Origin of the sequence: Streptomyces sp. P17 (genome assembly GCF_032436805.1) — a bacterium.
Classification (GTDB): domain Bacteria; phylum Actinomycetota; class Actinomycetes; order Streptomycetales; family Streptomycetaceae; genus Streptomyces.
The window spans coordinates 17,204-43,547 of the sequence record NZ_JAVRBF010000031.1; the positions used below are offsets into that span (position 1 = coordinate 17,204).

Below are 26,344 nucleotides of genomic sequence, written 5' to 3' on the forward strand. Positions count from 1 at the left end.
GAGGTGCGCAGCTCACCCATGACAGCTATACGGGAGGGTCACGCTAAACCCGAGGAATCGCCAAGGTACATAAAAGTCGCTACGCTGGCCGGCCTCTTACGGCATCCCTATTGCACGTTTTGTGCACTTCAAATCCGGCGTCGCCTAACGCCGGAAGCGGCAGATGCGTTCCCTGACCCGCTTAAAGATTTTTCCAAGGAATGAAAGAAGAAGTGGATCAATTGGTAAGAATTCAACAAAAGCCCCGGCGGGTCACCTTGCGTACTCTGTACGGCTGAGCGTTGACGGTTACCAAATAGTTCACTCACTGGCTACGTACCCCCGCCTTGCATGTCACGCCACAGTCGGGGGACGCCCCCGGGAATCCCGCATCGCGGACCGTATGGGCCCACCGTCGGCCCCGGCCTCCGCCCTTTTCCCCGTGGGGCGGCATCGGCCGACCGTCGCCTACAGCCCGACCGCCACATCGTCGGCGGCCACGGTCCGCAGCGGGCGGCGGCCCTTCTCGTCGAGCTGGGCGAGTTCGTGTTCGTAGTCGACCGTGATGGAACCGTAGTAGTTGACCGCCGAGCTGCGGGCCGGGGAGATGTGGGCGAGGACCTCGGCCTCCACCTCGCGGCCGGCGCCGCGCAGTTCGTCCACGGCCAGGCCCATGTACTCCGTGTGCCAGCAGATGACGGCGTTGGTCGTGACGGTCAGGCACCACGCCTGCTCGTTCTGCTGCTCGGGCTGGCGGCGGGTGATCTTGCCCTCACGGGCGTAATGGAGCTGACGGCGCAGGGAATGGATGGACTCGCCCTTGTTCAGCTGCCGGGCGATCTTGCGCCGGTAGGAGGGATCTGACAGGTACTTCGCCGCGTAGATCGTCCTCCGAATCGCCCCGTACTCCTTGAGCGCGGCGGCCAGCGTGTTCTGCCGGGAGGAGGTCGACGGCTTCCCGACGATCAGGGAGGCGGTAGCGTGCCCGTACTTCAGCGACCCCGCCAGCCGCAGCAGGTCGTCCCAGTGGGCGGCAACGAGGTCGAGGTTGGCCTTCTTCGTCAGCAGCGGCCCCGCCTTCGGGAAGCGTTCCTCGTAGTCGGCCTTCGCGCCCATCCGGTACAGGGTGATCTTGCCCAGGTCGCGGATGCGCGGCGAGAGCTGCTTGCCGACCAGGTCGAAGAGGCCGAAGTTGACCAGGGTGACGCCGTGCGTGTCCGCGGCGTGCTCCGTGATCGGCAGGTCGGTGGCGTTGCCCAGGATCTCGTCCAGCACGTAGTGGGCCTCGCGGTGCGTCGCGACAATCACCTTGGTGCCGAAGGTGGAGTGCTGGTCACTCACATGGGTGTAGGTGGAGATGCCCTCGGAGACGAAGTACTTGTTCAGGTGCCTCGCGGTGATCGACTTGCCGCGGGTGGGGAACCGCTGCCCGTCCGACGAGGACAGCGTGCCGGAGCCGAACATCGCCGTCATGGGCAGCTGGTGATGGTAGTTGACCAGGCAGATGTTCGCCTCGCGCAGCGTCTCCTCACGGATGTACCACTCCGCCGTCCACGCCAGCACGTCGTACGGGATGCCGCACGAGGCGGCCATCCCGTGCAGCCCGAGGTTCGTGGAGAGCCCGATCAGACAGGCGATCAAGTTCCTCTTCAACTGCGGGGAGCGTGCCTGCTTGCCGCCGGCATGGGTGAAGCAGTCCAGGAACCCGGTGTGCCGGTCCATCTCCACCAGCAGCGAGGCGATCGGCACGTTCGGCAGCATCCGCTCCAGCTCCGTGTGCAGCTCCTCGGCCTCGGACGGGATGTCCTCCGCCGTCAGCGGGGAGATCACCAGCTCGCCGCCGTCGTTCAGCCGGACCGGCCCGTCGCCGGTCTTGAGGGTGTCCTCCAGGTCGCCGAGCGCGTCATCCAGCTCGTCCATCACCAGCGCCACGGCCTCGGAGAAGTCCGGACTCTTGCCGACCAGGCGGCAGAACTCCGCGCGGTGGTCCTCCCACTGGGCGGGCTTGAACAGGTAGGCGGCCGGGTTGTCGTAGCGGCGCGAGCCCGGCACGTACACGTCCCCCGAGCGCAGCCCGTCGCGCAGCGCCAGCAGCGTGCACAGCTCCCAGTAGTGCCGGTAGGCGGTCGCGTCGCCCTTGGCCGCGGCCTCGTCGAGGTAGCCCTGCCAGCGGGTAGGCACGAACAGCGTCGGCGCCCCCTCGGGCACATTGCGGGCGCCGGTAGCGTTCAGCTCCCGCAGGATCGCAAGCGCCTCCAGCAGCGCCTGTGCCTCGGTGCCGCCGGCGAACCGCACCGTCTGGAGGACCTTCGGCGCGAACTGCCGTATGTAGGTGTACGAGCCCTCCAGCAGCCGCAAGTGCCCGTGGTCGCGCGGCAGCCGCACGGTCGCCCCGGCATTGGCGGCGACCAGTCGGGACATGCCGATCTTCCCGCGCAGCAGTGTGCCGACCGCCTCGTCCGGGATACCGGCGTCGGCCAGCACGGGCAGGATCTCCTCCAGCAGCGCGAGCCGGTCCTCCGACAGCTTGGCCCGCTCGGCGAGCGCCTCCCGCAGCTTGATCCGGGCACGTGACTCCGAGCCCGACAGCGTCTGGTCGAACAGCTGCACCACCGAGTCGAGGACATCGACCGCAGACTGCGCCAGCAGCGTCAAAAGGATGGGGTGACGCCGGTTCGACTCCCGCCGCTCCAGGGCCTGCGGCGTCAGACGGCGCCCGATCTGCGCCAGATAACGGCGCCGCTCGGCGGGCAGCGCGGACAAGTCCAGCGTGTCCGCGCCCAGCCCCCGCAGGAACCGCAGCTTCTCGACCTCACCGCCCACGCTGGTCGGCGACGCCTGCACCGGCCCGGTCACCAGCCAGTGCAGCCGCGAGGACCGCAACACCGGGTCGACCACCAGCAGCCCGTCCAGGCCCTGGGCCCGCTCGCCGTTCAGCAGGTGGGCCACGCGGGCGTGGGTCTCCCGCTCGGCCGCCTGGCGGGCGCTGGCCACCTTCTCCAGCAGCGTCACCACACCCGGCCGGATCACCTTCTGCGAACGCAGGTACTCGCACCCCAGCCGGAACAGCAGACTCGGCGAATCATGCTCCATCGCCCGCGCGAGCAGGAACTCGTCCAGCTCCTTGTACTCGATCGTCTTCGCCGGCTTCCACGACAGGTACTCGGCGATCTCCCGAAGATGATCCGTACGGGTCTGCTCGCGTTCCCCGTAGCCCGCCAGGTCACCCACAGCCAGCCCGAGCTGCCGGGCCAGACGCCCCACCGCCGCCGACGGCGCGGCGGCGACATCGTCGGGCACAAAGCCGAGCCAGGGCAGGCTGCACAGCTGGACCGCGGCGCCGAGCACGTTCTGGGCCCGGCGGAACTTGCCGAGGAACGCGGTGTCGGCCGGGGTGAGGGTGAAGTAGCGAATCAGCTCGTCCTTGCCGATCGCCGGGAAGGACCGTAAGCCCTCCAGCTCCTCATCCGAGAACACCCGCGTGGCCATCGGCCCCTCCCGCCCCATCCGATCTGCACAGACGGGCACCACCGGTACCCGCCCGCACGGTCGAGGCAGAGGAAACCCCCCGAACCGCCCATGGCCGTACGGGGGTTGCGTTACCCTGCGGCGCCCGCCGCGTGATCTCTAGTCGCGCAGGTTCGCCAGGGTCGGGTCGGCCTTGATCCGCTTCGAGCCGCGTACCGCACCGAGCACCGCTGCCGGAAGCTCGTCGGGCCACTCCTCGGGCTCGACCATGGTCTGCCGGCCGACGGTGAGCACGGACATCAGCAGCCCCTTGGCGACCTGCTGCTGGATCGCCTCGCGCATTCCGCCCTCCCACGGCGTGATGCCCGCGGCCTCCCGTACCGCCCGCTCACAGTCCCTGGCCAGGTACGGGTGGGCCGGCGCGGACAGGGCCATCATCAGGTTCATCGCCTCGTGCGCGAGCCCGTCGCAGATCCGGTTCCACGTCTCCCGGTCGTAGCCGCCCTCCTTGTAGTAGTCGATCGCGAGGGTGACCCCCTCCATCAGCTCCTTCACCTTCGGGCGATCTCGCCCAGGAGCTTTTGGATCTGCTCGTCGTTCAGGTCGTTCAGCGGCGGCTCATCGGCACTCAGCATGGCCGCGACGCTACCGGCCCACGCCCTCCCACCGGGCACCCTTCCCGAGATCCCCCACGATCACGGCACGGCTCTCGATCAACGTCACCCCAGCTCAGAGGCTCCCCATCCGCTTAGCGTTGTTTTTTCGGCGAGAACTACTGGAACCCCCACGACGGCGGGGCGCTGCGGATCCGCGTCGACGACGACGGGCGCGCGACCGGCGCCGACGCGGGCGGCAGCGGCAACGGACTCGCCGGAATGCGGGAGCGGGCCGCCGCGATGGGTGGCACGATCGAGGCGGGCCCGCGCGCCGACGGCGGCTTCCGGGTGCTTGCTGTACTGCCGCTCGGCGTGAAGGAGGACGACCGGTGATCCGCGTACTGCTCGCCGACGATCAGTCACTGGTGCGGGCCGGTTTCCGGGCGCCGCTCGACGCGCAGCCGGACATCGAGGTGGCCGGTGAGGCCGCCGACGGCGAGGAGGCGCTGCGCGCGGTGCGTGAACTCGCCCCCGATGTCGTGCTGATGGACATCCGGATGCCGGTGCTGGACGGGCTGGCCGAGACCCGGCGGATCACCGAGGACGACCGGCTGAAGGAGGTGAAGGTGGTCATGCTCACCACCTTCGAGCTCGACGAGTACGTCTTCGAGGCGATCCGCTCCGGGGCCTCCGGCTTTCTGGTCAAGGACACCGAACCGGATGAACTCCTGCGCGCCGTACGGGCGGTGGTCGGCGGGGACGCGCTGCTCTCACCGGGGGTGACCCGACGGCTGATCGCCGAGTTCGCCGCCCGTTCCAAGGAGCCCGCGGCGGCCGACGCCCTCGCCGGACTCACCGAGCGGGAACGGCAGGTGATGGCCCTGGTCGGGATCGGCCTGTCCAACGAGGAGATCGCCCGCCGGCTGGTGGTCAGCCCCCTCACCGCCAAGACCCACGTCAGCCGCACCATGGTGAAGCTGGGCGCCCGCGACCGGGCCCAACTGGTCGTCCTCGCCTACGAGTCGGGGTTGGTGCGGCCGGGCTGGCTGGGCTGAGCCGCCCGTCGGAAACGCACCAGCACACTGATCACACGGACGGCGAACAGCACCACGGCGAGCCACTTCCCCGCCTGCCACAGCAGCGAATCCACGGCCCCCGGCAGATCGAACAGCAGCGCCGGACCGACGACGGCCCCGAAGACCACCCCCGCCGCCAACAGTGCGCTGAACAGCGCGTACCCCACCTCGACGACGAACGCGTCCTGCTCGGCCTTGGTGCGCCGACCCCCGTGAAGACTCATGTACGGAGTGAAACAGGCGTGTGCCCGGCCGGGCAAGCGATCCCGGCCGGGCACACGAGGTGGAGGCGATCCCCCTAGTCGCGGACCGGAACCCGGTCCGCCTCCGCCTCCCGCACGGTGGACTTGGCGACCACGACGGACTGCCGGGCCGGGCGGGTTCCGCGCAGGCCCGTGAGGGTGATCAGCAGGCCCGCGAGGGCGACGAGGGCCACCACCACGAAGCCGGGACGGTAGCTGTCGAGGACGCCCTGCGGGGTGGGGCTGTCGGGCGCGCCGGCGGTCACCACCGCGGTCACCACGGCGAGGAAGATCGCGCCGCCCACCTGCACCGAGGTGTTCAGCAGACCGGAGACCATGCCCTGCTCGTGGTCGTCGACGCCGTTGGTGGCCTGGATGTTGAGCGAGGGGAAGACCAGTGCGCAGGCCGCGCCGATCAGCAGCATCGACGGCAGGATGGTCGCCGCGTACACGGGGTCGAGGTCGACCTGGAGGAACAGGGCGTAGCCGACGACCATGAGCGCGAAGCCCACCGCGATCAGCCGCTGGGTGCCGAAACGGTCGACGATCGAGCCGACCTTCGTCGAGGAGAGCGCCACCAGCGCGCCCGCGGGCAGGAAGGCGAGCGCCGTGTGCAGCGCGGACCAGCCGAGCAGCGACTGCATGTAGAGCGTGGTCAGGAACTGGAAGCCGACGTACGAGCCGAAGAAGGCGACGGCGCCGAGCTGGGCACGGATCTGGTTGCCCGAGCGCAGGACGCCGAGCCGGATCAGCGGTCCGGGCGAACGCCGCTCGACGATGACGAAGGCGGTCAGCAGGACGGCCACGGCGAGGAAGGACAACAGCGTCCGCGCGGAGGCCCAGCCGACTTCGGGTGCCTGGACGACCGTGAACACCAGCAGCAGCATCGAGGCGGTGCCGAGCACGGCGCCGGGGATGTCGTAGCCGTTGTGGTCCTTCTCGCGCGGGGTGCGCGGGAGCATCTTCAGGCCCACGACCAGGGCGATCAGGGCGATCGGCGCGGGCAGCAGCATGGTCAGCCGCCAACTGGCCTCGGTGAGCAGTCCGGACAGGACCAGACCCATGGAGAAGCCGGTGGCCGCGCAGGTGGTGTAGATGGCCAGGGCCCTGTTGCGCAGCGGGCCCTCGGGGAAGGTCGTGGTGATGATCGACAGGCCGGCCGGCGCGGTGAAGGCCGCGCTCAGGCCCTTGATGAAGCGGCTGGCGATCAGCAGCGGGCCGGAGTCGACGAGCCCGCCGAGCAGGGAGGCGAGTGCGAAGACCCCGAGGGCCACCAGGAAGACCTGACGCCGGCCCAGCAGGTCGGCGGTGCGTCCGCCGAGGAGCAGCAGGCCGCCGTAGCCGAGGATGTAGCCGCTGACGATCCATTGCAGCGTCGAGGTGGAAAGGCCCAGGTCGGCGCCGATGGACGGCAGGGCGACGCCGACCATCGAGACGTCCAGGGCGTCGAGGAACATCGCGGCGCAGAGCACCAGGAGGGTGCCCCACAGCCGTGGGGTCCAACGTCCGTCGGACGTGGGGGTGGAGAGCGGAGAGGTCATGCACGCAGACACTACATGCGCATACATCGAATGCAAATGCATTTAATTCCGATGCAACAAAGTCGTTTCTCTGCTACGGTGCGGCCATGGCGGCGAAGAAGGCCGAGCAGGCGCTCGTGGACCAGTGGCGGGACATCCTGGCGCTGCACGCCCGCACACAGTGCGAACTGGACCGCGCGCTGCATCAACACGGCTTGTGCGGCAGTGACTTCGAGGTACTGGACGTGCTCGCGGTCGGCGAGTGCGCGCAGCGCGTGCAGGAGATCGCCGAGCATGTCCATCTGAGCCAGAGCGCGTTGTCCCGGCTGGTCGCGCGCCTGGAGAAGGACGGCCTCGTCGGTCGCCATATGTGCCCCGAGGACCGGCGCGGTGTGAAGGTCGCGCTCACGGAGAAGGGGCGCGCGCTGCACGGCGAGGTGCTGCCGGTGCAGCGCGCGGTGCTGACGAGGATGCTCGCCGACTGACCCCTGTCCGGCGTGGGTTCTAGGTCACGGCGGACGTCTCCCGCCACAGCGCGGCCACCGAGGTGTCACCGGTCACGTCCGGGAACGGCACCCGGTTCCACAGCGACAGGTACAACTGAGCGACGGGACCGGTCACTTCGCAGTCCGCCGGGTCGGTGTCACCCCGCACGGCGGCCGGCGGGCCCTGTGACAGTCGTACGGTCCACACCGCGTCGTCCGTGTCGGCCGCCCGCACCCGCAGGACCCGCGGCTCGGCGCTGCGGACCCGGCTCTTGGCACGGGCGTGGAAGCCCAGCAGCAGCTCGTCGATGCCGTCGGCCGCGAAACCGGGGCCCGTGACGGTCGGCGTACCACCGCGTGCCGCCTCCGCGTCGAAGCGGTGGATCGTCGTCTCGTGCGCCTGCCTGCGGGCCCAGAAGGCGAGCGGGGACGGCGCGGGCAGGAAGTGCCAGCACTGGACGTCGAGTTGGGCGGCGGTGAGGGTGTCGACGAGGTGGCGGTGGCCGGCGCGGAACCAGGCCGTCAGCTCGGTGCCGTCGAGGTCGGGTGCCTTCGCGGGGGGCTGGAAGGCGGTGTGGCCCTCGGCGACGAACGCGGCCGCCCAGCGGTGCACCATCCCCGTGTGCCGCAGCAGATCGCGCACCTGCCACTCCGGGCAGGTCGGCACCTTGGCGTCGGTCCCGGCCCGCTCGGCCGCCTCGGCCAGCAGCTCGCCCTCCTGGTCCAGGACGTGGATGAACTCGGAAGTCTCCAAGCGGCCGAGTGTGCCCGATGGAGTGCGGTCGAAGGGTAGTGGCCGTAAGGGTTTCGTCATCGGTTCAGGGATGCCGTACGCCTCGGTGATCGGTTGGAATGGGAGCCGACAGGAACTCTCAGGAATCGGGGGAAGCTCATGGGGCGGGTACGGAAGTCGCTGATCGTCGGGGTGCTGGTGGTGGCCGTGGTCGGGGGCGGGTTCGGGCTGTACTGGTTCCAGCCGTGGAAGCTGTGGCAGGACGAGACGGTGGACGAGGCTCTGCCCGTCGCGGTGGGGACCTCCGCGCCATCCGCGACCGCGGATCCGTCCGCGCCATCCGCGACCGCGGATCCGTCCGCGCCGGCCGGTCCGCGGATCCTGGCCCGCGGCGAGCTGATCAGCCAGGAACACGACACCTCCGGCACTGTGAAGCTCGTCCGGCTGGCCGACGGATCCCATGTCGTCCGGCTGGAGAACCTCGACACCAGCAACGGCCCCGACCTGCGCGTCTGGCTGACCGACGCCCCCGTGAAGAAGGACACCGCCGGCTGGCGCGTCTTCGACGACGGGCGGTACGTCAGCCTCGGCAAGCTCAAGGGCAACAAGGGCAGCCAGAACTACGTCGTCCCGGCCGACCTCGACCTGACGCAGTACAGCAGCGTCAGCATCTGGTGCGACCGGTTCGATGTCTCCTTCGGAGCCGCGGAGCTGGCGCAGGCCTGAGCCTCAGGCGGCGAGCTCCTTTCGGATGTGGTCCAGCATGAACGCGGAGGACTCCGGGGCCCGTTCCTCCCACGCGAACACAGGCCGTGGCCACCGGACGAGCCACGGTGGTTGGAGGTGTCCGCGATGTGCACATGCCGGAGCTTGTCGCCCGCGTAGCGCGGCATCGCCGCGATGTCCGCCGTCGGATCCGGGCCCGACAGGTGGAAGGAGTGCGGGGCGCCGGCAGTGATCCTGCTCGGTCCGGGCGCGGAGGCGGCGGACCTCGACGCCCTCGGCGGACGTACCGCCGTCGTGGCGGTCGGGCGGCGGGCGCCCGGCGCCCGCGTCGACAGCGTCCGCACCGCCGAGAGCAAGGGCAGCCGCCAAGCCATGGACCTCGTCGAGTTGGGGCACCGCCGCATCGTGCGCATCGACGGCGGTGGCGGGCCCGGCTCGGCGGAGCGGCGCCGCGCCTACCGGCCCGCGATGCGCCGCCACGGCCTGGAGGACGAACTGCGGGTCCTCCCCGGCGACCACACCGAGCAGTCCGGCATCGCGACCGTCCTCCTGTTCCTCACGGCACGGGAGCGCGGCCGTCCTCTGCCGACGGCGGTCCTGGCGGGCGACGACCGTTGCGCGAGGGGCCTGTTGATGGCACTGACCAGGGAAGGCGTGGAGCCACCCCGCGACCTGTCCGTCGTCGGCTACGACGACAGCCACCTCTCCCACCCGATGCCGGTCGGCCTCACCACGGTCCGGCAGGACGCCCTGGGCGACCCGGATGCCGTTCCTCGTGCGGCGGTGCTGGAACCGAACGAGCGGGCGGCCGCCGGAGGGGACGGCCTGAGTGCCGCCGTACGTGCAGGGCGTCAGCCGGTCGCCGCGTTCCGGGTCGTGAACCCGATGGCTGCCGCGACGGCTGCCAGGACGGCGACGCTGGTCAGGGCCGTGGGCAGGGAGGACCACTCCGCCATGAAGCCGATCGCCGGGGGCCCGAGGAGCATGCCGCCGTAGCCGAGGGTGGAGGCGGTCGCGACGCCGCTCGGTCCGGCGAGCGCTCCGGCGCGCTCGATGGCGACCGGGAACAGGTTGGCGAGGCCGAGTCCGGTGATGGCGAAGCCAACGAGCGTCGCCCACACGGAGGGGGAGAGGGAGCCGAGGAGCATGCCGGCGGCTGCGGTGGCGCCACCGACCACGACGGTACGGGTGCGACCGAGCCGCTGGAGCAGTGTCGAGCCCGTCAGCCGGCCGACTGTCATGGCGAGCGCGAAGCAGGAGTAGCCCGCCGCCGCGAGGCCAGGTGAGGCGTCCAGGTCCTGTTCGAGGTGCAGGGCGCCCCAGTCGGCCATGGCGCCCTCGCCGTACGCCGTGCACAGGGCGATCAGTCCGAAGACGGTGACGAGTCCACGGGTACGGCGGTCCAGGCGCCGTGGGCTCGCTTCACGGGGTCGCGCCACCTGCGGCAGTTCGGTCCGCAGGAGCGCCCGCCCCGCGAAGAAGGTCACCAGGAGTCCGACGACGGTGAGGCCGAACAGATGCCGCGTGGGGGAGAGGCTTCCGGCGACCAGTCCACCGAGGCCCGCGCCCGCCATTCCGCCCAGGCTGAACGCCGCGTGGAAGCTGGGCATGATCGGCCGCCGGAGCGCGGTGACGAGGTCGACGGCGGCGCTGTTGAAGGCCACGTTGATGCCGCCGTACGCGGCGCCGAACAGCAGGAGCACGGCGGTGAGGGCGGGGACGGAGTGGGTGAGCGGCGGCAGGGCGACGCTGAGGGAGAGCAGGACCGCGCAGACGACGGTCACCTGGTGGTTGCCGTAGCGGCGGCAGAGACGGCCGGTGAGCGTCATGGTGACGACCGCCCCCGCGGAGACGCCGAGGAGGGCGAGTCCGAGGGCGCCGGCGGAGGCGTTGACCTGCTCCTTGATGGCGGGGATGCGGACGACCCAGCCGGCGAAGATGAAGCCGTCGAGGGCGAAGAAGAGGGTGAGGATGATCCGGAGTCGGGTGAGGGCGTTGCCCGGCACGACGTGGTGCGGTCGGGTTTTGTTTATTGGCGGCACAAAATCAGGCTAGGTCGGATGCGGGGTGGGAGCAAGGGCCGCCCGACGGCGCCCGGCATGCCGTGCCGGTCCCGGCGCGCGGCCGGCCCGGCTCACAGCGTGGCCGGGCTCGCCGTGTCGTCCGTGGCTACGGCGCCGTCGACGCCCGGGCGTCGACCGTCCAACAGGCCGCGGTGAAGCGGACTTCGGTGCCCTGCATATACGGGTCGAAGGCGGTGCGGACCGTCTCGATGACGCGAGGCCGGATCTGTTCGTCCACCTCGGGGAGGACCAGGCCGAGTGGACCGAACCGGGTGAAGTAGCCCACCAGCTCACTCGCGGGCAGGGCGCAGGACAGTTCGACCGGCCGGATGCCGATCTCTGCCCAGCCGCTCTCGGTCAGGACGCCGCGGATCCTGTCCGGGTCCGCGAAGGCGAACTGGCCCGGCCCGTCCGGCCGTCGGGCCGGGAGGTCCGGCACAAGGGGTGCCGCGGCGCGTTCGGCCGTCGTCATGAACGGATTCTCCGCGGCGCCGCGCCAGGCGACGAACCGCAGCGGGGCCTCGTCCTTGGCGGCCCGCCGAAGATTGGCGAAGGCGCGGACGGGGTCGCTGAAGAACATGACGCCCAGACGCGAGATGACGGCGTCGAATGCGGCGGGCTCGAACGCGTGCTGCTCCGCGTCGGCCAGGATGAAGGACGCCGACGAGCCCTCCCGCGCCGCACGTTCCCGGGCGGCGGTGATCATCGGCTCGGAGATGTCGATGCCGACGGCACGACCGGTCGGACCGAGCCGCCGTGCGACGGCCAGCGTGGTGCCGCCGGTGCCGCAGCCGACGTCGAGCACATGGTCCGCGCGCTCGGCGGACACCCCCTCGACGAGCAGTTCCTCCAGCGGCCTGAGCATTCCGTCCAGCAACTCCTGTGCCTCGGCCCAGGCGTGGCCGGCACGCTTCCAGCGAGCCGCCTGGTCCTCGTCGGTCAGGTGCTTGATGTCCATGATCGTCTCCTGTGCTTGCCGTCGGCAGCGGGCATGACAGCGTGCTGCTTCAAGTCGACTTGAGGTCAAGAGGATGACGGACCCGGACATCGCAGAGGTGGCCTGACGCGCGGGCGTTCCCGCCTCGACCCTGCGGTTCTACGAGGACAAAGGGCTGACGCTTCGACCCTGCGGTTCTACGAGGACAAAGGGCTGACGCCTCGACCCTGCGGTTCTACGAGGACAAAGGGCTGACGCTTCGACCGGCAGGCGGGGTCTGCGCCGCCGTACGATCCCGCCGTACTGGAACGCCTCGCGCTGCTCGCGGTGGGGCGTACCGCCGGCTTCTCCCTCGACGAGATCGCGCACATGTTCGCGCCGGACGGACAGCCGCGCATCGACCGCCGGATGCTCGCCTCCAAGGCGGACGAGTTGGAGCGGCGAATCCGCGAACTGGGCGTCCGGCGCGACTCCCTCCGGCACGCCGCCGCCTGCCCCGCCCCCGAGACACCTCGAATACCCCACCTTCCGCCGCCTGCTCAAGGCCGCGGCGTCCGGCGCGGTCGCCCCGCCGAGGAGGCGGGCTCCGGGCACGACGTGGACGCCCATTACGTTGAGTGAGGGCTTGTGACGCCACTGGAGCCGGACGGGTCTGCCTGCTGACTGTGCGGCCCCCGCCCGAGGTGCGACGCTGGAGGGGCAGGTATCCGCCGAGGGGACTCGGGAGGGTGCGATGGGACGTGATGTGCCGGCCCTGGTGTTCACGCGGGAGGACCGCCGTCGGTACCGGGAGAAGATGCACACCTGCCTCGATGTGCTGGCCCAGATGCTGCGCGAGTCGAGTTTCGAGAGCGAGCGTCCCCAGGTCGGCCTGGAGATCGAGCTCAATCTGGTGGACGACGACGGCCTGCCGGCGATGCGGAACACCGAGGTGCTCCAGGCCATCGCCGACCCTGCCTGGTCGAGCGAGCTGGGCCGGTTCAACCTGGAGATCAACATCCCGCCCCGGCGGCTGACGGCCGGTGGCCCCGGCTCCTGGGAGCAGGCCATCCGCGAAGCGCTCAACCACGCCGAGGAACGCGCCTCGGCCGTGGGCGCGCATCTGATCATGATCGGCATTCTGCCGACCCTGGGGGAGTCGGACGTGGACGAGTCCGCCCTGTCCGGTGATCCCCGCTACCGGCTGCTCAACGAGCAGATCTTCGCGGCGCGGGGCGAGGACCTGCGGATCACCGTGGACGGCGTGGAGCAACTGTCGACGTACGCCGACACCATCACCCCCGAGGCCGCCTGCACCAGCACCCAGTTCCACCTCCAGGTCTCACCGAAGGACTTCGCCGACTACTGGAACGCGGCCCAGGCCGTCACGGGGGTGCAGGTCGCCCTGGCCGCGAACTCGCCGTTCCTCTTCGGCAGGGAGTTGTGGCGCGAGACCCGTATCCCCCTGTTCGAGCAGGCCACCGACACCCGCCCCCAGGAGATCAAGGCGCAGGGAGTACGGCCCCGGGTGTGGTTCGGGGAGCGCTGGATCACCAGCGTCTTCGACCTGTTCGAGGAGAACGTGCGCTACTACCCGGCGCTGCTGCCGCTGTGCGACGACGAGGACCCACAGGAGGTGCTCCACAGTAGCGGCGTTCCCCAGCTGGGCGAACTGACGCTGCACAACGGCACGATCTACCGGTGGAACCGCCCCGTCTACGCCGTCACCGACAGCGGCCCGCACCTGCGTATCGAGAACCGTGTCCTGCCCGCAGGACCCACCGTCGCCGACATCATCGCCAACGGCGCCTTCTACTACGGGCTGACCCGCGCCCTCGTCGACGAGGACCGGCCGATCTGGACGCGGATGTCCTTCTCGGTCGCCGAGGAGAACCTCCACACCGCGGCCCGCGACGGCATCGACGCCCGCCTGTACTGGCCCGGCACGGGCGAAGTACCGGTCACAGAACTGGTGTTGCGGCGGCTGCTGCCGCTGGCCCACCGGGGCCTTGAGCTGGCCGGCATGGACGCGGAGTGGCGCGAGCCGCTGCTCGGCATCATCGAGCAGCGCTGCGTCACCGCCCGCAACGGCGCCCTGTGGCAGGCGGAGACGGTCCACCATCTGCAGAAGGCCGGTACCCCCGACCGGGGTGAGGCGCTGCGGCGGATGACCGCGGCATACATGGACTACATGCATCTGAACGCCCCCGCACACACCTGGCCCGTGGACTGACCCCGGCGGCCTCAGTGGGCGACCCGTGGTCACGCCCTTGTCATCGGCTCGGCGTCCGGGTGTCGTCGGCGGGGGATCCAGGGCCAGGGCGGGCCAGGTCGCGGGGGGTTGGACTCCCGGGACCGCTCCGGGGCTGCCGCGAGATGGTGTTGCAGGTCGATGTGCCGGAACTGGTGCACCGCTCCGGCCTGCCGGAGCACACCGCGGTGTGCGTGGGCGTCGGTGAGGAAGGCCGTCAGGTCGCGGGGGAGATGCCGGCGGGCGGCCAGGTGGTGGCGGGTGGAGGGTGTAGTACCACCAGGCGTTGCGGCTGAGGGCCGCGGCCAGACCGATGGTGAGGCCGTAGGCGATACCGCGGTCGAGGATGTGCGCCGGCGTCATCGCGATGGGGCGTCCGTCGGTGGTGCCGCGGCCCAGGCCGTAGGAGAGCCCGTCCTGGGCCACGTAGTCGATGCCGTAGCAGAGGGTGAAGGCGGCGGCGATTGCTGTTCCCACGGCGATCCACAGCCGGCCGAGGATTCTGCGGTCCTGCTGGAGGAGTGTGACCGGGTCCGTCGGGGCGGTGAGGTCGGCCGGCTTTCCGGTGAGGCCGTGGGCGACTCCGGCCGCGAGGCCGGACGCGCACGAGAAGGCGAGCATGGTGCTGACCGGATGGGAGGACGCCGGGGTGAGGAGCGACTGGAGCCTGAGGACCGCCCAGTGGGTGACGCCGACGGCGCAGCCGCCGGCGAGACCCGTCCCGAGATGGAGCACACCGACCCGATGAGTCCGCCCACCAGTCCCCATGGCGGGATTCTCGGGGCGCGGACCCACCGGACGCGCTGGAACAGGGACTTCGCCCCACGGATGAGTGACGTCGGGGCGGGGGTGACTTCGGGGCGGGGGCCGCGTCGGATCCAGCCGCGGGTCTCCTACGAGGTCGGCGCCTCCCGGGACCGGTCCGACACCCCTATCTCCAGGAACGCCGTCTTCGTCGTCCCGAGGTACTCCAGGGTCGAGCGGTCGAAGACCCAGGTGTGGTCGCCTGTCGAGGCGTCCGTGTAGGTCAGGCCGATGCCCTTGCGGCCGGCGGCGTCCTGGGTTTCGGGGTCGACTCGGATGCCGGGGATCTGCGCCGCCGTTCGGTAGAGGGCCGCGCTGAGGTCGGGGAGGAGGGTGGCCTCTTCAAGGACGGTCTCGATGTACTCGAAGACGGCCTCCTCCTGGCTGGACTCCACGTCGTTCGTATCGCTGTACAGCTTCTTCCGCAGGGCTTCGGGATCGGTGGGCAGGGACTTCAGTTCGCGGAAGGCGAGGTACGGCGCGCCGTAAACCGGCCCTTCGACCCGTTGGGAGGTGTCGGGGGCCGTGGTCGAATCGGCGTCGGACGGCAGCGGGTCCACGCGGATCCAGCCGTCGCGCTTGCCGTCGACCGCCTGCCAGTCCTCGCGCTGCACGGCGTCGCGCATCACATGCCTGCTGATGCCGAGGACGGAGCCGGCGCCTCGGGACTTGGTGTAGATGTACTGGTCGTCCCGTACCTTGATCGCCGGGCGTTCGGCGGCCACCGTGGCGATCCGGTCCAACAGCTGTACGGCTTCCCGGCGTTGGGCCGCGGTGACGGGGGCGGGCCGGGTCTCGTCGTCCATGGCCACCACTCCCCAGGTCACCACCGCGGCCAGCGCCAGGGGCGCCGCGAGCAGGGCGATCCGCCGACGGGGGGAGTGGGGGCGCTCCAGGAGTTCACGGGCGGTCGGTTTCGGCGTCGGGGACTGTTCTTCGGTGAGCTGGCGCATCAGGTGCTCCTTGAGGACGGCGTGGCGGTCCTGCGGGAGCACCGGGTTGCCCGGAGCGGGCAGCAGCTCGGCCAAGTCGTCATGTCCGGCGGGCTGTTCGCGGCGTCGCGGGTGGGTGTTCATCGCTTCTTCTCCTGCGGGGACCGAGCCGCCTGATGGCGGCTGCCCGGTATCTGTCCGTTCGCCGGGGGGCGTTGCGTCCCGCTCGGCCGTGCCGCCTGGTCGAGTTCGAGCTCGGTGAGACTGCGCAGCCGTTTTCGGGCGCGCGAGAGTCTGGCGCGTACGGTGCCGACGGCCACGCCCAGCGCCTCCGCCGCCGAGGCGGCGTCCAGGCCCTCCCAGACGCAGAGCGTGAACACCTCCCGCTCGCCCCGGCGCAGTCGGCTCAACGCCTTGTGCGCGGCGGCCAGTTCCTCGGCGTCGGCCAGGCGCTGGGTCACCTCGTCCGCGAAGTCCGGTACGGGGGTGGCGGGTGGCAGTCGGGCGAGTGCGGTCTGATGGCGTCGGGCGGCTCGCGAGGTGTTGCGCAGGACGTTCGTGGCGATGCCGAGCAGCCAGGGGCGCAGGCTGTCGCCGTCCGGGAGCACGCGTTCGCGCAGCCGCCAGGCCTCCAGGAAGGTCAGTGACACGATGTCGTCGGCCGTCGCCCAGTTGCCCGTCACCCGTACGGCATGCCGGTGCACCGCCGACGCGTGCTCGTCGAAGAGTTGCCCGAACGCGTCCGGATTCCCGGCCCGTATGCGGGCGCGCAGTGAGAGTTCCACACTGTTCCCTGTCCTGGGCGGGGGGTGCGCTGCGGTGATGCGCGTCACATGGGCAGCGTGCCGTGGTCGTTCATCGGCTCAACTTAGTGCGGCGAGTGAACTCATGGCCTCAGGGGCGTCGGCAGAGGGGTCGTCCGCTGCTTCGGCGGGCCCCTGGACACGTTCCGGGAGTGGTGCGCGGCCTCCGGACCACCCGCGTCCGGCATGTCCTCACCCGCCCGCCCATGCCCTCGTCGAAGCGGCTCTGACCTGGTGTTTTCCTGGATTCCGCCTAGGCTGGGGAGGTCTGCCGGACACCATAGGGGTCTTCGTGAGTGGAGAAGGCGCGGGTACGCCGCTGCCCGTTCCTCAACCGGGGCCTGCGGATCTCGCTGACCGACGAACGCCCGGCGGACGAGGCCCGAATGGTGCTGTTCCGGTTCCCGGAGGGAGTGCGGGACTTCGTGGCCACCCTCGACGCGGAGACGGGGTCGGCCATCGATCCGGACGTCATCGGCTTCGTGCGGGAGGACCCGAAGATGGCGGGGACGATGGAGGTGGCCCTGCTGTGGAGCGGCTCCCGCGAGGAGCGCATACGCGGCTTCGTCAACAGCCGGGCCACTCCCCAGGGCGGCACGCACGTCGACGGCTTCCGAGACGGAGTTGCGGCCGCGGTCACCGGGTACGCGCGGGAGAAGGGGTTGCCGGTGGCGGACCCCGATTCCTGCGCCGATCGGCTCGGCGAGGGTCTTACGGCCGTTGTGTCGGTGAAGCTCGACCACCCCGAATTCCTCGGCGCCACGCGCGGGCTGCTGGGCAACCCCTACGTACGGGAGTGTGTCGGGGAGGCCGTCCGGGAGCGCCTCGGCACCTGGTTCGCGGACCACCCGGAGCGGGCCGCTGAGGTCGTCGACCGCATGACCGACATCCACGAGAGGGTGATGACCGCATGAACCGTCGTACGAAGGCCGTCATCGGTACGGCGCTGACCGCCTCGCTCCTCACCGGCGGTACCGCGCTCGCCGATGCCCGCGGCTGGTGGCCGGGGCCGAAGGACGTGCGCGTGATGCTGCCCGACGGGCAGTCCAACCCGGCCATCGCCAGCGGCGTGGCGACGGGCGGGGAAGTGGCCCTCTACCAGAGCAGCGGTCTTGGTCCGTCCGCGCTCAACCCCGCGGCGCCGGACGGGAGTCCGGAGCGCTGGACCGACCCGTCGCTCACCGAGGGCGCCCAGGGTGTCACGGTCACCGAGGCACAGGCGCTCGTGGTGCTGCGCAACATCAGGACCAATCTGGAGGCCGCGGGCCTCACCCCGGCCGACGTCATCACGATGAAGTGCTGCCTGATGAAGCCGCCCGGCGCCGAGACCGCCGACTACGCGGGCTGGAACCGTGCGTACCGGCAGTATTTCGACTGGCATGGGGTCAGCCGTCAGTTGCGGCGCGACGGGTGCTGCGACGCCACATCAGGTCACTTGTCCCGGACTCTTGACTCGGAATGAGCCAGTCGCCATCCTCGACCCACACATTGGGCTGGCCATGACAATGCCGTCATGCCGTTCCAGGAGGGTGGGTCCATGGCTCGACTCCCGTACCGCAGGCGCAAGGACGTCACCGTCGCGTCGCTGCTCCTCCTGGTCCTGGCCCTGCTGCTCGGTCCAGTGCCGAGCTCGGCGGCCGGGACCGAGTGGTGGCTGCCGACGGCCCGGCCGGCACCGGACTCCCAGATCAACGTCACCGGCGAGCCGTTCACCGGCACCAACGCCCAGGGCGAGGTGCGCGGCTTCGCCGACACTCACAACCACCTGTTCTCCAACGAGGCGTTCGGCGGCCGGCTCATCTGCGGCAAGACATTCTCCGAGGACGGTATCGCCGACGCCCTCAAGGACTGCCCCGAGCACTACCCCGACGGTTCCCTCGCCGTCTTCGACCTCATCACCAACGGCGGCGACGGCAAGCACGACCCGGTCGGCTGGCCCACCTTCAAGGACTGGCCCGCCAATGACTCACTGACCCACCAGCAGAACTACTACGCCTGGGTGGAGCGCGCCTGGCGCGGCGGCCAGCGGGTCCTGGTCAACGACCTCGTCACCAACGGCGTGATCTGCTCGGTCTACTTCTTCAAGGACCGCTCCTGCGACGAGATGACGTCGATCCGCCTTCAGGCCAAGCTGAGTTACGACCTCCAGGCCCACATCGACAAGATGTACGGCGGCACCGGAAAGGGCTGGTTCCGGATCGTCACCGACAGCACCCAGGCCCGCAAGGTCATCGAGCAGGGCAAGCTGGCGGTCATCCTCGGCGTCGAGACCTCCGAACCGTTCGGCTGCAAGCAGATCCTCGACATCGCGCAGTGCAGCAAGGAGGACATCGACAAGGGCCTGGACGAGCTGTACAACCTGGGCGTGCGCAGCATGTTCCTGTGCCACAAGTTCGACAACGCGCTCTGCGGTGTCCGTTTCGACTCGGGCTCGCTCGGCACCGCCATCAACGTCGGCCAGTTCCTGTCGACGGGCACCTTCTGGAAGACGGAGCAGTGCACCGGCCCGCAGCGCGACAACCCCATCGGCAACGCCGCGGCGGCCGCGGCGGAGGCGAAGCTCCCGGCCGGCGTGGCCGTGCCCTCGTACGCCAGTGGCGCGCAGTGCAATGTGCGCGGACTGACCGAACTCGGTGAGTACGCGGCACGGGGCATGATGAATCGCGGGATGATGCTGGAGATCGACCATATGAGCGTCAAGGCCGCCAGCCGGGTGCTCGACATCTTCGAGGCCGAGTCCTACCCCGGCGTGCTCTCCTCGCACAGCTGGATGGACAGGGACTGGACCGAGCGGGTCTACGGCCTCGGCGGCTTCATCGGCCAGTACATGCGCGGCTCGGAGGGCTTCATCGAGGAGGCCGGGCGCACCGAGGCCCTGCGCGACAAGTACGGCGTGGGCTACGGCTACGGCACCGACATGAACGGCGTCGGCGGCTGGCCGGGACCGCGCGGAGCGGACGCCCCGAACAAGGTGACGTACCCCTTCAAGAGCGTCGACGGCGGCTCCCTCATCGACAAGCAGACCACCGGACAGCGCACGTGGGACCTCAACACCGACGGCGCCGCCCACTACGGTCTCGTCCCCGACTGGATCGAGGACATCCGCCGCGTCGGCGGCCAGGAAGTGGTGGACGACCTCTTCCGGGGCGCCGAGTCCTATCTGGACACCTGGGGAGCCTCCGAGCGGCACCAGTCCGCCGTGAACCTCGCCAATGACGCGCCCGCGACGGCCAGTTCGGCGGAGTGGAACCCGTTCACCAGCTATGCGCCCGGCCGGGCCGTCGACGGTGACCGGGGCACTCGCTGGGCCAGCGACTGGAGCGACGACCAGTGGCTGCGGATCGACCTGGGCGCCACTCACCGGGTGGGCAGGGTCACCCTCGACTGGGAGCGCGCCTACGGCAAGGCGTACCGCGTCGAACTCTCCACCGACGGTCAGAGCTGGAGGACCGCCTGGTCCACCACCTCCGGCGACGGCGGCCTGGACACCGCCCGGTTCACCGGGACACCCGCCCGCTACGTCCGCGTCCTGGGCCTGGAAGGCGGTACCGATTGGGGGTACTCCCTGCGCGAGGTGAGCGTCCACAGCAACTGAAGCCCGGTACGAGCACGAGGGACACGCACATGGCACGCATGCCGTCGGCAGAACGGCGCCTGCAGCTGACGGAAGCGGCGATCAGGGCGATGGCCCGGGACGGCGTCGCCAGGACGACGACCCGGTCCATCGCCGCCGAGGCCGGCGTGTCCCTCAGCGTCTTCCACTACTGCTTCGACTCCAAGCAGGCCCTGGTCGAGTCCGTCATCACGACGATCACCGACCACTACGTGACCCTGGTGAAGCAGGCCCTGGTCCCCAGGGCCACGCTCCAGGAGACCGTCCGGGCGGGGCTCCAGGCGTACTGGGACCATGTCCGCGCCCACCCCGACGAGCACATGCTCACCTACGAACTGACCCAATACGCCTTGCGCCAACCGGGGTTCGAGCATCTGGCCCGGCGTCAGCACGAGCTGTACCGCGACACGCTCGCCGAGCTCATCGAGCAGCTGGGCCGGACGATGGATCTCCGACTGCGGGTGCCCGTACCGGTGTTGGCGCGCTATCTGGCCGCGATGACCGACGGACTCACCCTGAACTACCTGGTGTTGGGCGACGAGGAGGCCTGGGCCGGGGTGCTCGACACGGTCATCGCGCACATCGCGGGGCTCGTCGACGCGTCATGACGGATCGTCGACCCACGTGAGCATCAGCGCCTCGCGCTCCTCGCGGCCGGGGTTGGCCTCGCCGACGCGGTCGCGGCGCCACAGGAGGAGGTCGTCGAGGGGGGTGCGGCCGTCGACGAGCCGGTTCAGCAGAGTGCGGGAGAGCTCGTACTCCACCGGGCCGTAGATCCCTCCGGCGATGGGCGTCAGGACGCTCACCTCGACGGTCTCCTCGGCGGTCCCGATCCGTACCGTGAACGCCGGCGGCAGCTCCCCTTCGCCGGTCAGCGCGACGACCACCGCGTCCAAGGCCTGGGAGACCAGGCGGCGGGAGGCGGGCCGTACGGGCACGTCGGCGACCTCGATCCGCCGCACCTCGTCCCAGCTCCAGGACCGCCCGTGCTCGGTCCCCGATGCCTCGACACCGTCCTTGGACAGCCGTACTCCGGCCGCTGTCCCCACCGGCTCGGCGCCTATGTACACCGAGTCCTCGGTGATCCAGAACAGGCCGGCCATGGCCATGCGTTCCTCCTCGTGCTTGTCTCGGCGTGTGAGACGACGGGAGGGAGTGCCTGGTTGCACCTTTACGGCTCAGCGGGGCAGCCAGTCGTCGAGGGCGTCGATGAGACGGTCGAGGGCGGGCTCCTCGGTGGAGCGGTCGGTGACGACCGTACGGCCGTCGATGCGCAGGGTGTACTGGAACTTGTCCTTCGCGTCCATGTCTCTGGTGAAGTTCGGGACTTCGGCCAGGGCGGGGTCGCCGAGCAGGGTGCGCAATTCGGTGAACTGGGCCTTCGTGGTGCGGCGGACGTTCGGCTCGCCCTTCTCGCTGGTGCAGACGGTGCCGTCGGTGCGGAGGATCACCGTCTGGTGGACGCCGGCGAAGCCCCCGGTGACGGTCATGACGACGAGGTTCGGGTCGGAGCGGCCGATGGTGGGGACGGGGGTCCGGGGCTTGGAGGCCTGCTTGGACGGGGCCGCTGTGGGCTTGTCGGTCGAGGGTGAAGGGGAAGGCTCGGTGACCTTCGGGGCCGCCGCGTCCGGGCCGTCGGCGCAGCCGGACAGAGCGGCCATGGACACCAGCGCCGCCATCGCGGCCGTACGTCGTCCGATCACCGTTACAGGGTGTCCGCGCGCTCGGGGTCGAGGGCGAGGGAGACGATCCGGCCGCCGATGTTGGCCGGTCCGACGCTCTTCCAGCGGCCGCCCACGGTGGGCAGTGGGCGGGCCTCGGCCGGGGCGAGATCGTGGGCGCGCCGGGGTATCGACTCGCCCGGCAGGGTCTTCTGGAGGTAGCGGTACTCCGCTGGTGCGGCCGGGCCCCTCACCGGCCGGTACACATCGGTCGGCGGTGGCGGTGGCGGTGGCGGTGGCGGTGGCGGAGGCGGAGGCGGTGGCGCCGCGGACGCCGGTGCCGCGAGCAGGGCGGCTCCGGTGACGGTGGCGAGCACGAGCGACAGCAGACCTCTGCCCATGAAGACCCCTTCGTAGCCATGGCCGCGTCAATCGGCAACGACGGTACGGGAGAGGTGAGTTGATCGGTAAGGCGCCGTCCGGAAGCGGAACATCCGAAACATGTCGTTCCTTTACGAGCGACGGTCTTGACAGTCTGCGTGCGGTTTCGCCACGTTTGATCCTTGCCGAACCGTTCCGATCTCGGTCGCGCGGGGCGGCACTGAAGGGCGTGACGCGCACCGCGCGTCGCAGGGGGGAACTTGGGGGGAGCGGTCGCCCATGCGATCCACGAGCACCACAGACACGCAGATAACCGTCCACAGACCCGACGAACTGAGCGACCCGCTGCGTGCGGCCTGGCACCGGGCGATGGACGAGGCGCCCGAGTACGCCAACCCGTTCCTGGCACCGGAGTTCGCCGTCGGGGTCGGTGCGCACCGGGGCGGGGTGGAGATCGGCGTCCTGCACGAACACGGCGAGCCCGTCGGCTTCCTGCCCTACGAACGCAACATCCTGGGCGTCGGCCGGGCCATCGGACTCGGCCTCTCCGACCGCCAGGCCCTGGTGCACCGGCCCGGGGTCATCTGGGACACCGAGGAACTGCTGCGCGGCTGCGGTCTCGCCAGCTTCGAGTTCGACCATCTCGTCGAGGAACAGAAGCCGTTCAGCCGGTACGTCACCGGCATGTTCGCCTCCCCGGTGATCGACCTGGAACCCGGCGACGGCGACTACGCGCAGTGGCTGCGGTCCACCTACCCGGGTCAGGCCAAGACGACGCTGAAGAAGGAACGCCGACTGGGGCGCGACATCGGAGAGGTGCGGTTCGTCTTCGACGAGCGGGACCCGAAGGTGTTACGCCGGCTCATGGAGTGGAAGTCCGCCCAGTACCGCAGGACCGGCCGCATGGACCGGTTCGCCCGGCCGTGGATCGTGGACCTCGTGGACCATCTGTTCCGGCTGCGCGAGGAGCACTTCACCGGCGTGCTGTCCGCTCTCTACGCCGGTGACCGTCCCGTGGCCGCGCACTTCGGGCCGAGGTCACGGACGGTCCTCGCGGCCTGGTTCACCGCCTATGACCCGGAGTTCCACTACTACTCACCCGGGCTGATGATGCATCTGCGCACCGCGGACGCGGCGGCCCGGCACGGGGTGCGGCTGATCGACCTGGGGCGGGGCGACAAGGAGTACAAGGACTGGCTCAAGACGCGCGAGCTGCGGGTGGGTGAGGGGTTCGCGACCCGGCCCCACCCGGTGGCGGCGGCGCACCGGATGTGGCGCAGACCCGTGCGCGGACTGCGGAACACCGTCCTCGCCCACCCCGGCCTGCGGGAACCCGCCGACCGGCTGCTGAAGACGGTCGGCGCGCTGCGCTCCGCGCGCAGCCACTGAGCCGGCCCCCTTTACGGCGACGGCCCACCGAGCCACACGGCTCACGGCGCCGACCGGCGCGCGGACACCTGCCGCGTCCGTCCACCCCTCGACGGAAGAAGTGACGATGCCGTACGGATCGCGGCTCGCCGCGACGATGACGCGGCGACTCGGACGCGAATGCGTCTACACGCCCTCGGCGCGGCTGGCCCTTTATCTGGCGCTGCGGCGCTGGTGCCGGCCCGGCGCCCGGGTGCTGATGTCGCCGGTGAACGACGACGTGATCCTCTTCGTGGTCCTGGCCGCCGGCTGCCGCCCGGTGCAGGCCCCCGTCTCCGTGTGGGACGGCAACATCGACCCGGCCGCCGTACCGGAGTCCACCTGGCGCACCATCGACGCCGTGCTGACCACCAACCTCTACGGCATCCCCGACCGCGTCCTGGAACTGCGCCGCCGCTGCGAGCAGTTGGGCATCCCGCTCATCGAGGACGCGGCCCACGCCATCGGCACCCATGTGGACGGGCAGCCGGTCGGCACCTTCGGGACCGCGGCCGCGTTCAGCCTCTCCAAACACGTGGCCGCGACGGCAGGGGGGTTCCTCGCCGTCGAGGACGCACGCACCCGGCGCGAGCTGGAACTGCTGCGCGACGATCTCCTCACCCCGCGCCGCCTGCGCGACGACCTGAATGTGACCCTGCGCCCCCTGGCCCGCTCCAGCGTCCGCACCCTGCGCCTGGTACGGCCCGTGTGGCGCACGATGCAACGCCTCGGACTCCTGGAGCGCGACGAGTTCCGGATGGCCCTGCACGCCCCGCGCCTGACGGCCTCCGCCCGCTCGGCGCCGAGCCTCACCGCCTACGAGCCCTGGATCCGCGTCGACCTGCACGGCTTCCGGGCCCGCCACGGCGCCCTGGTCCGCGGACAGCTGAACCTGCGCATGTCCCGCCTCGACGACGACCTCACCCGCCGCCGGGCCGGAGTCGCGCTGCTGACGGGCACCGCCTGGGCGTCCGCCGCCCTGCGCGAACGGGCCGTCCACGACGGACCCCTCCCGCTGTTCCGGGTCCCGCTCCTGGTCCAGGACCGCGACACCCTCCTGGACCGCCTGGTGGACCACGGCATGGTCTGCGGATACGTCTACGACCCACCGCTCGACGACTACGCGGGCGCCGAGTTCGTCGAACCGTCCCCCGACCCGTCCGCGGCCCGCTGGTTCGCCTCCCACGTCCTCCCGGCCGACCCCCTTCTGGCCCACCGGACGACCGGCGCCCTCACCCGCGAACGGGCGGCGACCGCGCACCCCTCGCTCCCGGCCGCCGTCAAGGACGCCACACCGCCCGCGCCCTTGGGACAGTAGAGGTCATGCTTCGGCGTGGACGGCGGTGTCCGACGGTTCGGCGGCGACGATGAACACGCCCTGTTCCGCACCGGAGGGCAGCGAGGCACGACGGACGAGGGTCTCCCAGTTCCCCGGCCAGACGGTGGTGTCGTCCCACAGGATCCCCTCCAGGAGCGCGCCCTCGAGCTTGGCGCCGCTGAGGTCCGCTCCCACGAAGTCGCTGCTCGCCCGCTCGACTTCGGCGACCGCCCTGGCCAGGGCGTCGGCCTGGTCGCAGCCCTGGGTCAGATCGTCGACGAGGTCCTGCGCGACGGTGTCGACGCCGAACAGACCGGCGGGAGAGGAGGTTTCGAGGCCGGCGATCGCCGGTTCCAGCTCCTCGTCGAGCAGTTGCCGGATGCGGCGCAGATCGTGCAGCAGCCGCTCGGCGGGCTCGGCGAGGGCCGACTCGACCGCCGTGAGGTAGTCGAGTCGAGGTGCCAGGCCATGGCCGCGCGCTGCTTGGCGGGAAGCTGCAGCAGCAGGGAGATCACCCGGCGCTCCTCCTCCCCGAGCTCGGCCGCGTGGGCGGGCGTCTGCCAGCGCAGCGAGGCCCGGGGCTCGGGCATCTCCGCATACGCGTCCTCGGGTTTGACCTGCTGGCTCACCCAGGACCGCCAGGCGACGGTGCGCAGCCACGCGCGCGGGTGGGTCAAGGACAGAGCGGGCGCGCACATCTGGGTGAACGCGTCCTGAGCGGCGTCCTGCGCCTCCGCCCAGGACGCGCCGTGCAGCAGCAGGAAGCGAACCAGCGCCGGGTACTGCTCGTGGTGGAGCGCCTCGGCGAGTTCGATGCCCGGTAAGGGCGCCGAGGTGGTCTCGACGTCGTGGGCGAGGCCGACCTCAGTACTGAGCGCGTCCTCCATGGCGCCCACCCCCGTCCCGGTGGGCCGGTGCTGGTCGCGCGGTGCAGCGGATCCGGTCGGTCTGTCCGGTCTCGGTGATGCGCGCTATCCCCACCTCGGCGTGCAGACGCCGCTGGGCGACCTTCACCAGGCCGTTGACGACGCTGACGGCCACGGTCACCACCGCTCCGACGATCACAGGATCCATTCCGTACTTTCCCCTTCCGGATGGCTTGCCCGGGTACACCCCGTGCCTCGCACGCACCACAACAGTGCTGATTCTTCCGGGAGTTGTGACATCTGCCTGGTCACGGCCGTGGTTCTGGGGGTCGGGGTGACCGCGGGACAGGGGTGCACCACGTGCCGGTGGACGGGGGATCGACGGGCACGGCGGCCTGGGAAAAAGCCTCGCCGATGTCCCTGCGAGGGGTTGTCCGGACAATGCCCGGGCGCCTAGGGTCTGGCTTCGAGAGCAAGCGCTTTCTGTTGGCATGTCCGTCGGCC

The 26,344-nt window shown here is 70.5% G+C and carries 26 protein-coding genes and 4 pseudogenes; 14 read left to right on the top strand and 16 right to left on the bottom strand.

The genetic code is table 11. The features are described 5' to 3' along the window. Nucleotides 1–447 precede the first annotated feature (447 nt). Nucleotides 448–3,468 carry a Tn3 family transposase gene (locus RMT89_RS20835; protein ID WP_315885257.1) on the bottom strand — a complete coding sequence of 1,007 codons (3,021 nt, stop codon included), beginning with the start codon at nucleotides 3,466–3,468 and terminating at the stop codon, nucleotides 448–450. 138 nt (nucleotides 3,469–3,606) lie between these two features. After that, nucleotides 3,607–3,990 (bottom strand): hypothetical protein, encoded by a 384-nt coding sequence (locus tag RMT89_RS20840; protein ID WP_315885258.1) that lies wholly within the window; start codon nucleotides 3,988–3,990, stop codon nucleotides 3,607–3,609. 242 nt (nucleotides 3,991–4,232) lie between these two features. Here RMT89_RS20840 and RMT89_RS20845 point away from each other — a divergent pair. After that, nucleotides 4,233–4,436 (top strand): annotated as a pseudogene (locus RMT89_RS20845) (sensor histidine kinase); the annotation flags it as partial. Further along, nucleotides 4,433–5,098 (top strand): response regulator transcription factor, encoded by a 666-nt coding sequence (locus RMT89_RS20850; RefSeq protein WP_315885259.1) that lies wholly within the window; start codon nucleotides 4,433–4,435, stop codon nucleotides 5,096–5,098. The pseudogene RMT89_RS20845 and the gene RMT89_RS20850, both read left to right, overlap by 4 nt. Here RMT89_RS20850 and RMT89_RS20855 read toward each other — a convergent pair. Then, nucleotides 5,059–5,343, bottom strand: a complete 285-nt coding sequence (locus RMT89_RS20855) for a DUF6332 family protein (protein WP_315885260.1) — start codon at nucleotides 5,341–5,343, stop codon at nucleotides 5,059–5,061. The genes RMT89_RS20850 and RMT89_RS20855 overlap by 40 nt on opposite strands. Before the next feature lie 74 nt (nucleotides 5,344–5,417). Further along, nucleotides 5,418–6,902 (bottom strand): MFS transporter, encoded by a 1,485-nt coding sequence (locus RMT89_RS20860; protein ID WP_315885261.1) that lies wholly within the window; start codon nucleotides 6,900–6,902, stop codon nucleotides 5,418–5,420. Between the two features lie 86 nt (nucleotides 6,903–6,988). Here RMT89_RS20860 and RMT89_RS20865 point away from each other — a divergent pair, with 86 nt between their 5' ends. Then, nucleotides 6,989–7,366 carry a MarR family transcriptional regulator gene (locus RMT89_RS20865; protein WP_315885262.1) on the top strand — a complete coding sequence of 126 codons (378 nt, stop codon included), beginning with the start codon at nucleotides 6,989–6,991 and terminating at the stop codon, nucleotides 7,364–7,366. 19 nt (nucleotides 7,367–7,385) lie between these two features. Here the strand turns inward: RMT89_RS20865 and RMT89_RS20870 are convergent, their stop codons facing one another. Further along, the gene (locus RMT89_RS20870) at nucleotides 7,386–8,120 is read right to left on the bottom strand and encodes a maleylpyruvate isomerase family mycothiol-dependent enzyme (protein ID WP_315885263.1); all 735 of its coding nucleotides are present in this window, start codon (nucleotides 8,118–8,120) and stop codon (nucleotides 7,386–7,388) included. A gap of 138 nt (nucleotides 8,121–8,258) precedes the next feature. Here RMT89_RS20870 and RMT89_RS20875 point away from each other — a divergent pair, with 138 nt between their 5' ends. Next, nucleotides 8,259–8,825, top strand: a complete 567-nt coding sequence (locus tag RMT89_RS20875) for a DM13 domain-containing protein (RefSeq protein WP_315885264.1) — start codon at nucleotides 8,259–8,261, stop codon at nucleotides 8,823–8,825. Nucleotides 8,826–8,828: 3 nt separating this feature from the next. Here the strand turns inward: RMT89_RS20875 and RMT89_RS20880 are convergent. Next, nucleotides 8,829–9,046, bottom strand: a pseudogene (locus RMT89_RS20880) (sugar phosphate isomerase/epimerase); the annotation flags it as partial. Between the two features lie 4 nt (nucleotides 9,047–9,050). Between RMT89_RS20880 and RMT89_RS20885 the strand changes: the two are divergent. Next, a pseudogene (locus RMT89_RS20885) lies at nucleotides 9,051–9,620 on the top strand (substrate-binding domain-containing protein); the annotation flags it as partial. A 56-nt stretch (nucleotides 9,621–9,676) separates the two neighbouring features. Here the strand turns inward: RMT89_RS20885 and RMT89_RS20890 are convergent. Further along, nucleotides 9,677–10,831 carry an MFS transporter gene (locus RMT89_RS20890; protein ID WP_315885265.1) on the bottom strand — a complete coding sequence of 385 codons (1,155 nt, stop codon included), beginning with the start codon at nucleotides 10,829–10,831 and terminating at the stop codon, nucleotides 9,677–9,679. 163 nt (nucleotides 10,832–10,994) lie between these two features. Further along, a complete protein-coding gene (locus RMT89_RS20895; protein WP_315885266.1) occupies nucleotides 10,995–11,846 on the bottom strand; it encodes a methyltransferase domain-containing protein in 852 nt (283 codons plus the stop codon). A 109-nt stretch (nucleotides 11,847–11,955) separates the two neighbouring features. Here RMT89_RS20895 and RMT89_RS46005 point away from each other — a divergent pair. The 3 genes and pseudogenes from RMT89_RS46005 to RMT89_RS20905 all read left to right on the top strand — a co-directional run. Further along, a pseudogene (locus RMT89_RS46005) lies at nucleotides 11,956–12,042 on the top strand (MerR family transcriptional regulator); the annotation flags it as partial. A gap of 110 nt (nucleotides 12,043–12,152) precedes the next feature. Beyond that, nucleotides 12,153–12,446: a MerR family DNA-binding protein gene (locus RMT89_RS20900; RefSeq protein WP_315885267.1), complete on the top strand. Its 294-nt coding sequence runs from the start codon at nucleotides 12,153–12,155 to the stop codon at nucleotides 12,444–12,446. A gap of 112 nt (nucleotides 12,447–12,558) precedes the next feature. Further along, nucleotides 12,559–14,037, top strand: a complete 1,479-nt coding sequence (locus RMT89_RS20905) for a glutamate--cysteine ligase (protein WP_315885268.1) — start codon at nucleotides 12,559–12,561, stop codon at nucleotides 14,035–14,037. 911 nt (nucleotides 14,038–14,948) lie between these two features. Here the strand turns inward: RMT89_RS20905 and RMT89_RS20910 are convergent. Continuing rightward, entirely contained in the window at nucleotides 14,949–15,935 is a 987-nt protein-coding gene (locus tag RMT89_RS20910) for a CU044_5270 family protein (protein WP_315885269.1), read from the bottom strand. Continuing rightward, nucleotides 15,932–16,576 carry an RNA polymerase sigma factor gene (locus RMT89_RS20915; RefSeq protein WP_315885270.1) on the bottom strand — a complete coding sequence of 215 codons (645 nt, stop codon included), beginning with the start codon at nucleotides 16,574–16,576 and terminating at the stop codon, nucleotides 15,932–15,934. Before RMT89_RS20915 ends, RMT89_RS20910 begins: the two co-directional genes overlap by 4 nt. A gap of 314 nt (nucleotides 16,577–16,890) precedes the next feature. Between RMT89_RS20915 and RMT89_RS20920 the strand changes: the two genes are divergently transcribed. The 4 genes from RMT89_RS20920 (at nucleotide 16,891) to RMT89_RS20935 (ending at nucleotide 20,815) form a co-directional block, all read left to right on the top strand. Beyond that, complete coding sequence (locus RMT89_RS20920; RefSeq protein ID WP_315885271.1) at nucleotides 16,891–17,508, top strand: hypothetical protein; 618 nt, start codon at nucleotides 16,891–16,893, stop codon at nucleotides 17,506–17,508. Next, nucleotides 17,505–18,056, top strand: coding sequence for a hypothetical protein (locus RMT89_RS20925; protein WP_315885272.1), 552 nt, complete (start codon nucleotides 17,505–17,507; stop codon nucleotides 18,054–18,056). The genes RMT89_RS20920 and RMT89_RS20925 overlap by 4 nt, the downstream gene beginning before the upstream one ends. A 75-nt stretch (nucleotides 18,057–18,131) precedes the next feature. Beyond that, a complete protein-coding gene (locus tag RMT89_RS20930) occupies nucleotides 18,132–20,189 on the top strand; it encodes a discoidin domain-containing protein (protein ID WP_315885273.1) in 2,058 nt (685 codons plus the stop codon). Between the two features lie 29 nt (nucleotides 20,190–20,218). Continuing rightward, nucleotides 20,219–20,815 (top strand): TetR/AcrR family transcriptional regulator, encoded by a 597-nt coding sequence (locus RMT89_RS20935; protein ID WP_315885274.1) that lies wholly within the window; start codon nucleotides 20,219–20,221, stop codon nucleotides 20,813–20,815. On the opposite strand, the gene RMT89_RS20940 is transcribed toward RMT89_RS20935, so the two are convergent. From RMT89_RS20940 to RMT89_RS20950, 3 genes are all read right to left on the bottom strand, one after another. Then, nucleotides 20,810–21,316 (bottom strand): hypothetical protein, encoded by a 507-nt coding sequence (locus RMT89_RS20940; protein WP_315885275.1) that lies wholly within the window; start codon nucleotides 21,314–21,316, stop codon nucleotides 20,810–20,812. The two genes, RMT89_RS20935 and RMT89_RS20940, sit on opposite strands and share 6 nt — an antisense overlap. A gap of 69 nt (nucleotides 21,317–21,385) precedes the next feature. Continuing rightward, nucleotides 21,386–21,910, bottom strand: coding sequence for a hypothetical protein (locus RMT89_RS20945; RefSeq protein ID WP_315885276.1), 525 nt, complete (start codon nucleotides 21,908–21,910; stop codon nucleotides 21,386–21,388). A 2-nt stretch (nucleotides 21,911–21,912) separates the two neighbouring features. Beyond that, nucleotides 21,913–22,269, bottom strand: coding sequence for a hypothetical protein (locus RMT89_RS20950; RefSeq protein ID WP_315885277.1), 357 nt, complete (start codon nucleotides 22,267–22,269; stop codon nucleotides 21,913–21,915). 259 nt (nucleotides 22,270–22,528) lie between these two features. Here RMT89_RS20950 and RMT89_RS20955 point away from each other — a divergent pair, with 259 nt between their 5' ends. Beyond that, entirely contained in the window at nucleotides 22,529–23,638 is a 1,110-nt protein-coding gene (locus tag RMT89_RS20955; protein WP_315885278.1) for a GNAT family N-acetyltransferase, read from the top strand. Nucleotides 23,639–23,744: 106 nt separating this feature from the next. Next, on the top strand, nucleotides 23,745–24,974 hold the full coding sequence (locus RMT89_RS20960) for a DegT/DnrJ/EryC1/StrS family aminotransferase (RefSeq protein WP_315885279.1): 1,230 nt from the start codon (nucleotides 23,745–23,747) through the stop codon (nucleotides 24,972–24,974). A 3-nt stretch (nucleotides 24,975–24,977) separates the two neighbouring features. Here RMT89_RS20960 and RMT89_RS20965 read toward each other — a convergent pair whose 3' ends face one another. The 3 genes from RMT89_RS20965 to RMT89_RS20975 all read right to left on the bottom strand — a co-directional run bounded on the left by RMT89_RS20965 (nucleotide 24,978) and on the right by RMT89_RS20975 (nucleotide 26,048). Further along, the gene (locus RMT89_RS20965) at nucleotides 24,978–25,169 is read right to left on the bottom strand and encodes a hypothetical protein (protein ID WP_315885280.1); all 192 of its coding nucleotides are present in this window, start codon (nucleotides 25,167–25,169) and stop codon (nucleotides 24,978–24,980) included. A 71-nt stretch (nucleotides 25,170–25,240) separates the two neighbouring features. Further along, on the bottom strand, nucleotides 25,241–25,861 hold the full coding sequence (locus RMT89_RS20970) for a sigma-70 family RNA polymerase sigma factor (RefSeq protein ID WP_315885281.1): 621 nt from the start codon (nucleotides 25,859–25,861) through the stop codon (nucleotides 25,241–25,243). Continuing rightward, complete coding sequence (locus RMT89_RS20975) at nucleotides 25,839–26,048, bottom strand: hypothetical protein (protein WP_315885282.1); 210 nt, start codon at nucleotides 26,046–26,048, stop codon at nucleotides 25,839–25,841. Before RMT89_RS20975 ends, RMT89_RS20970 begins: the two co-directional genes overlap by 23 nt. Nucleotides 26,049–26,344: the final 296 nt, after the last annotated feature.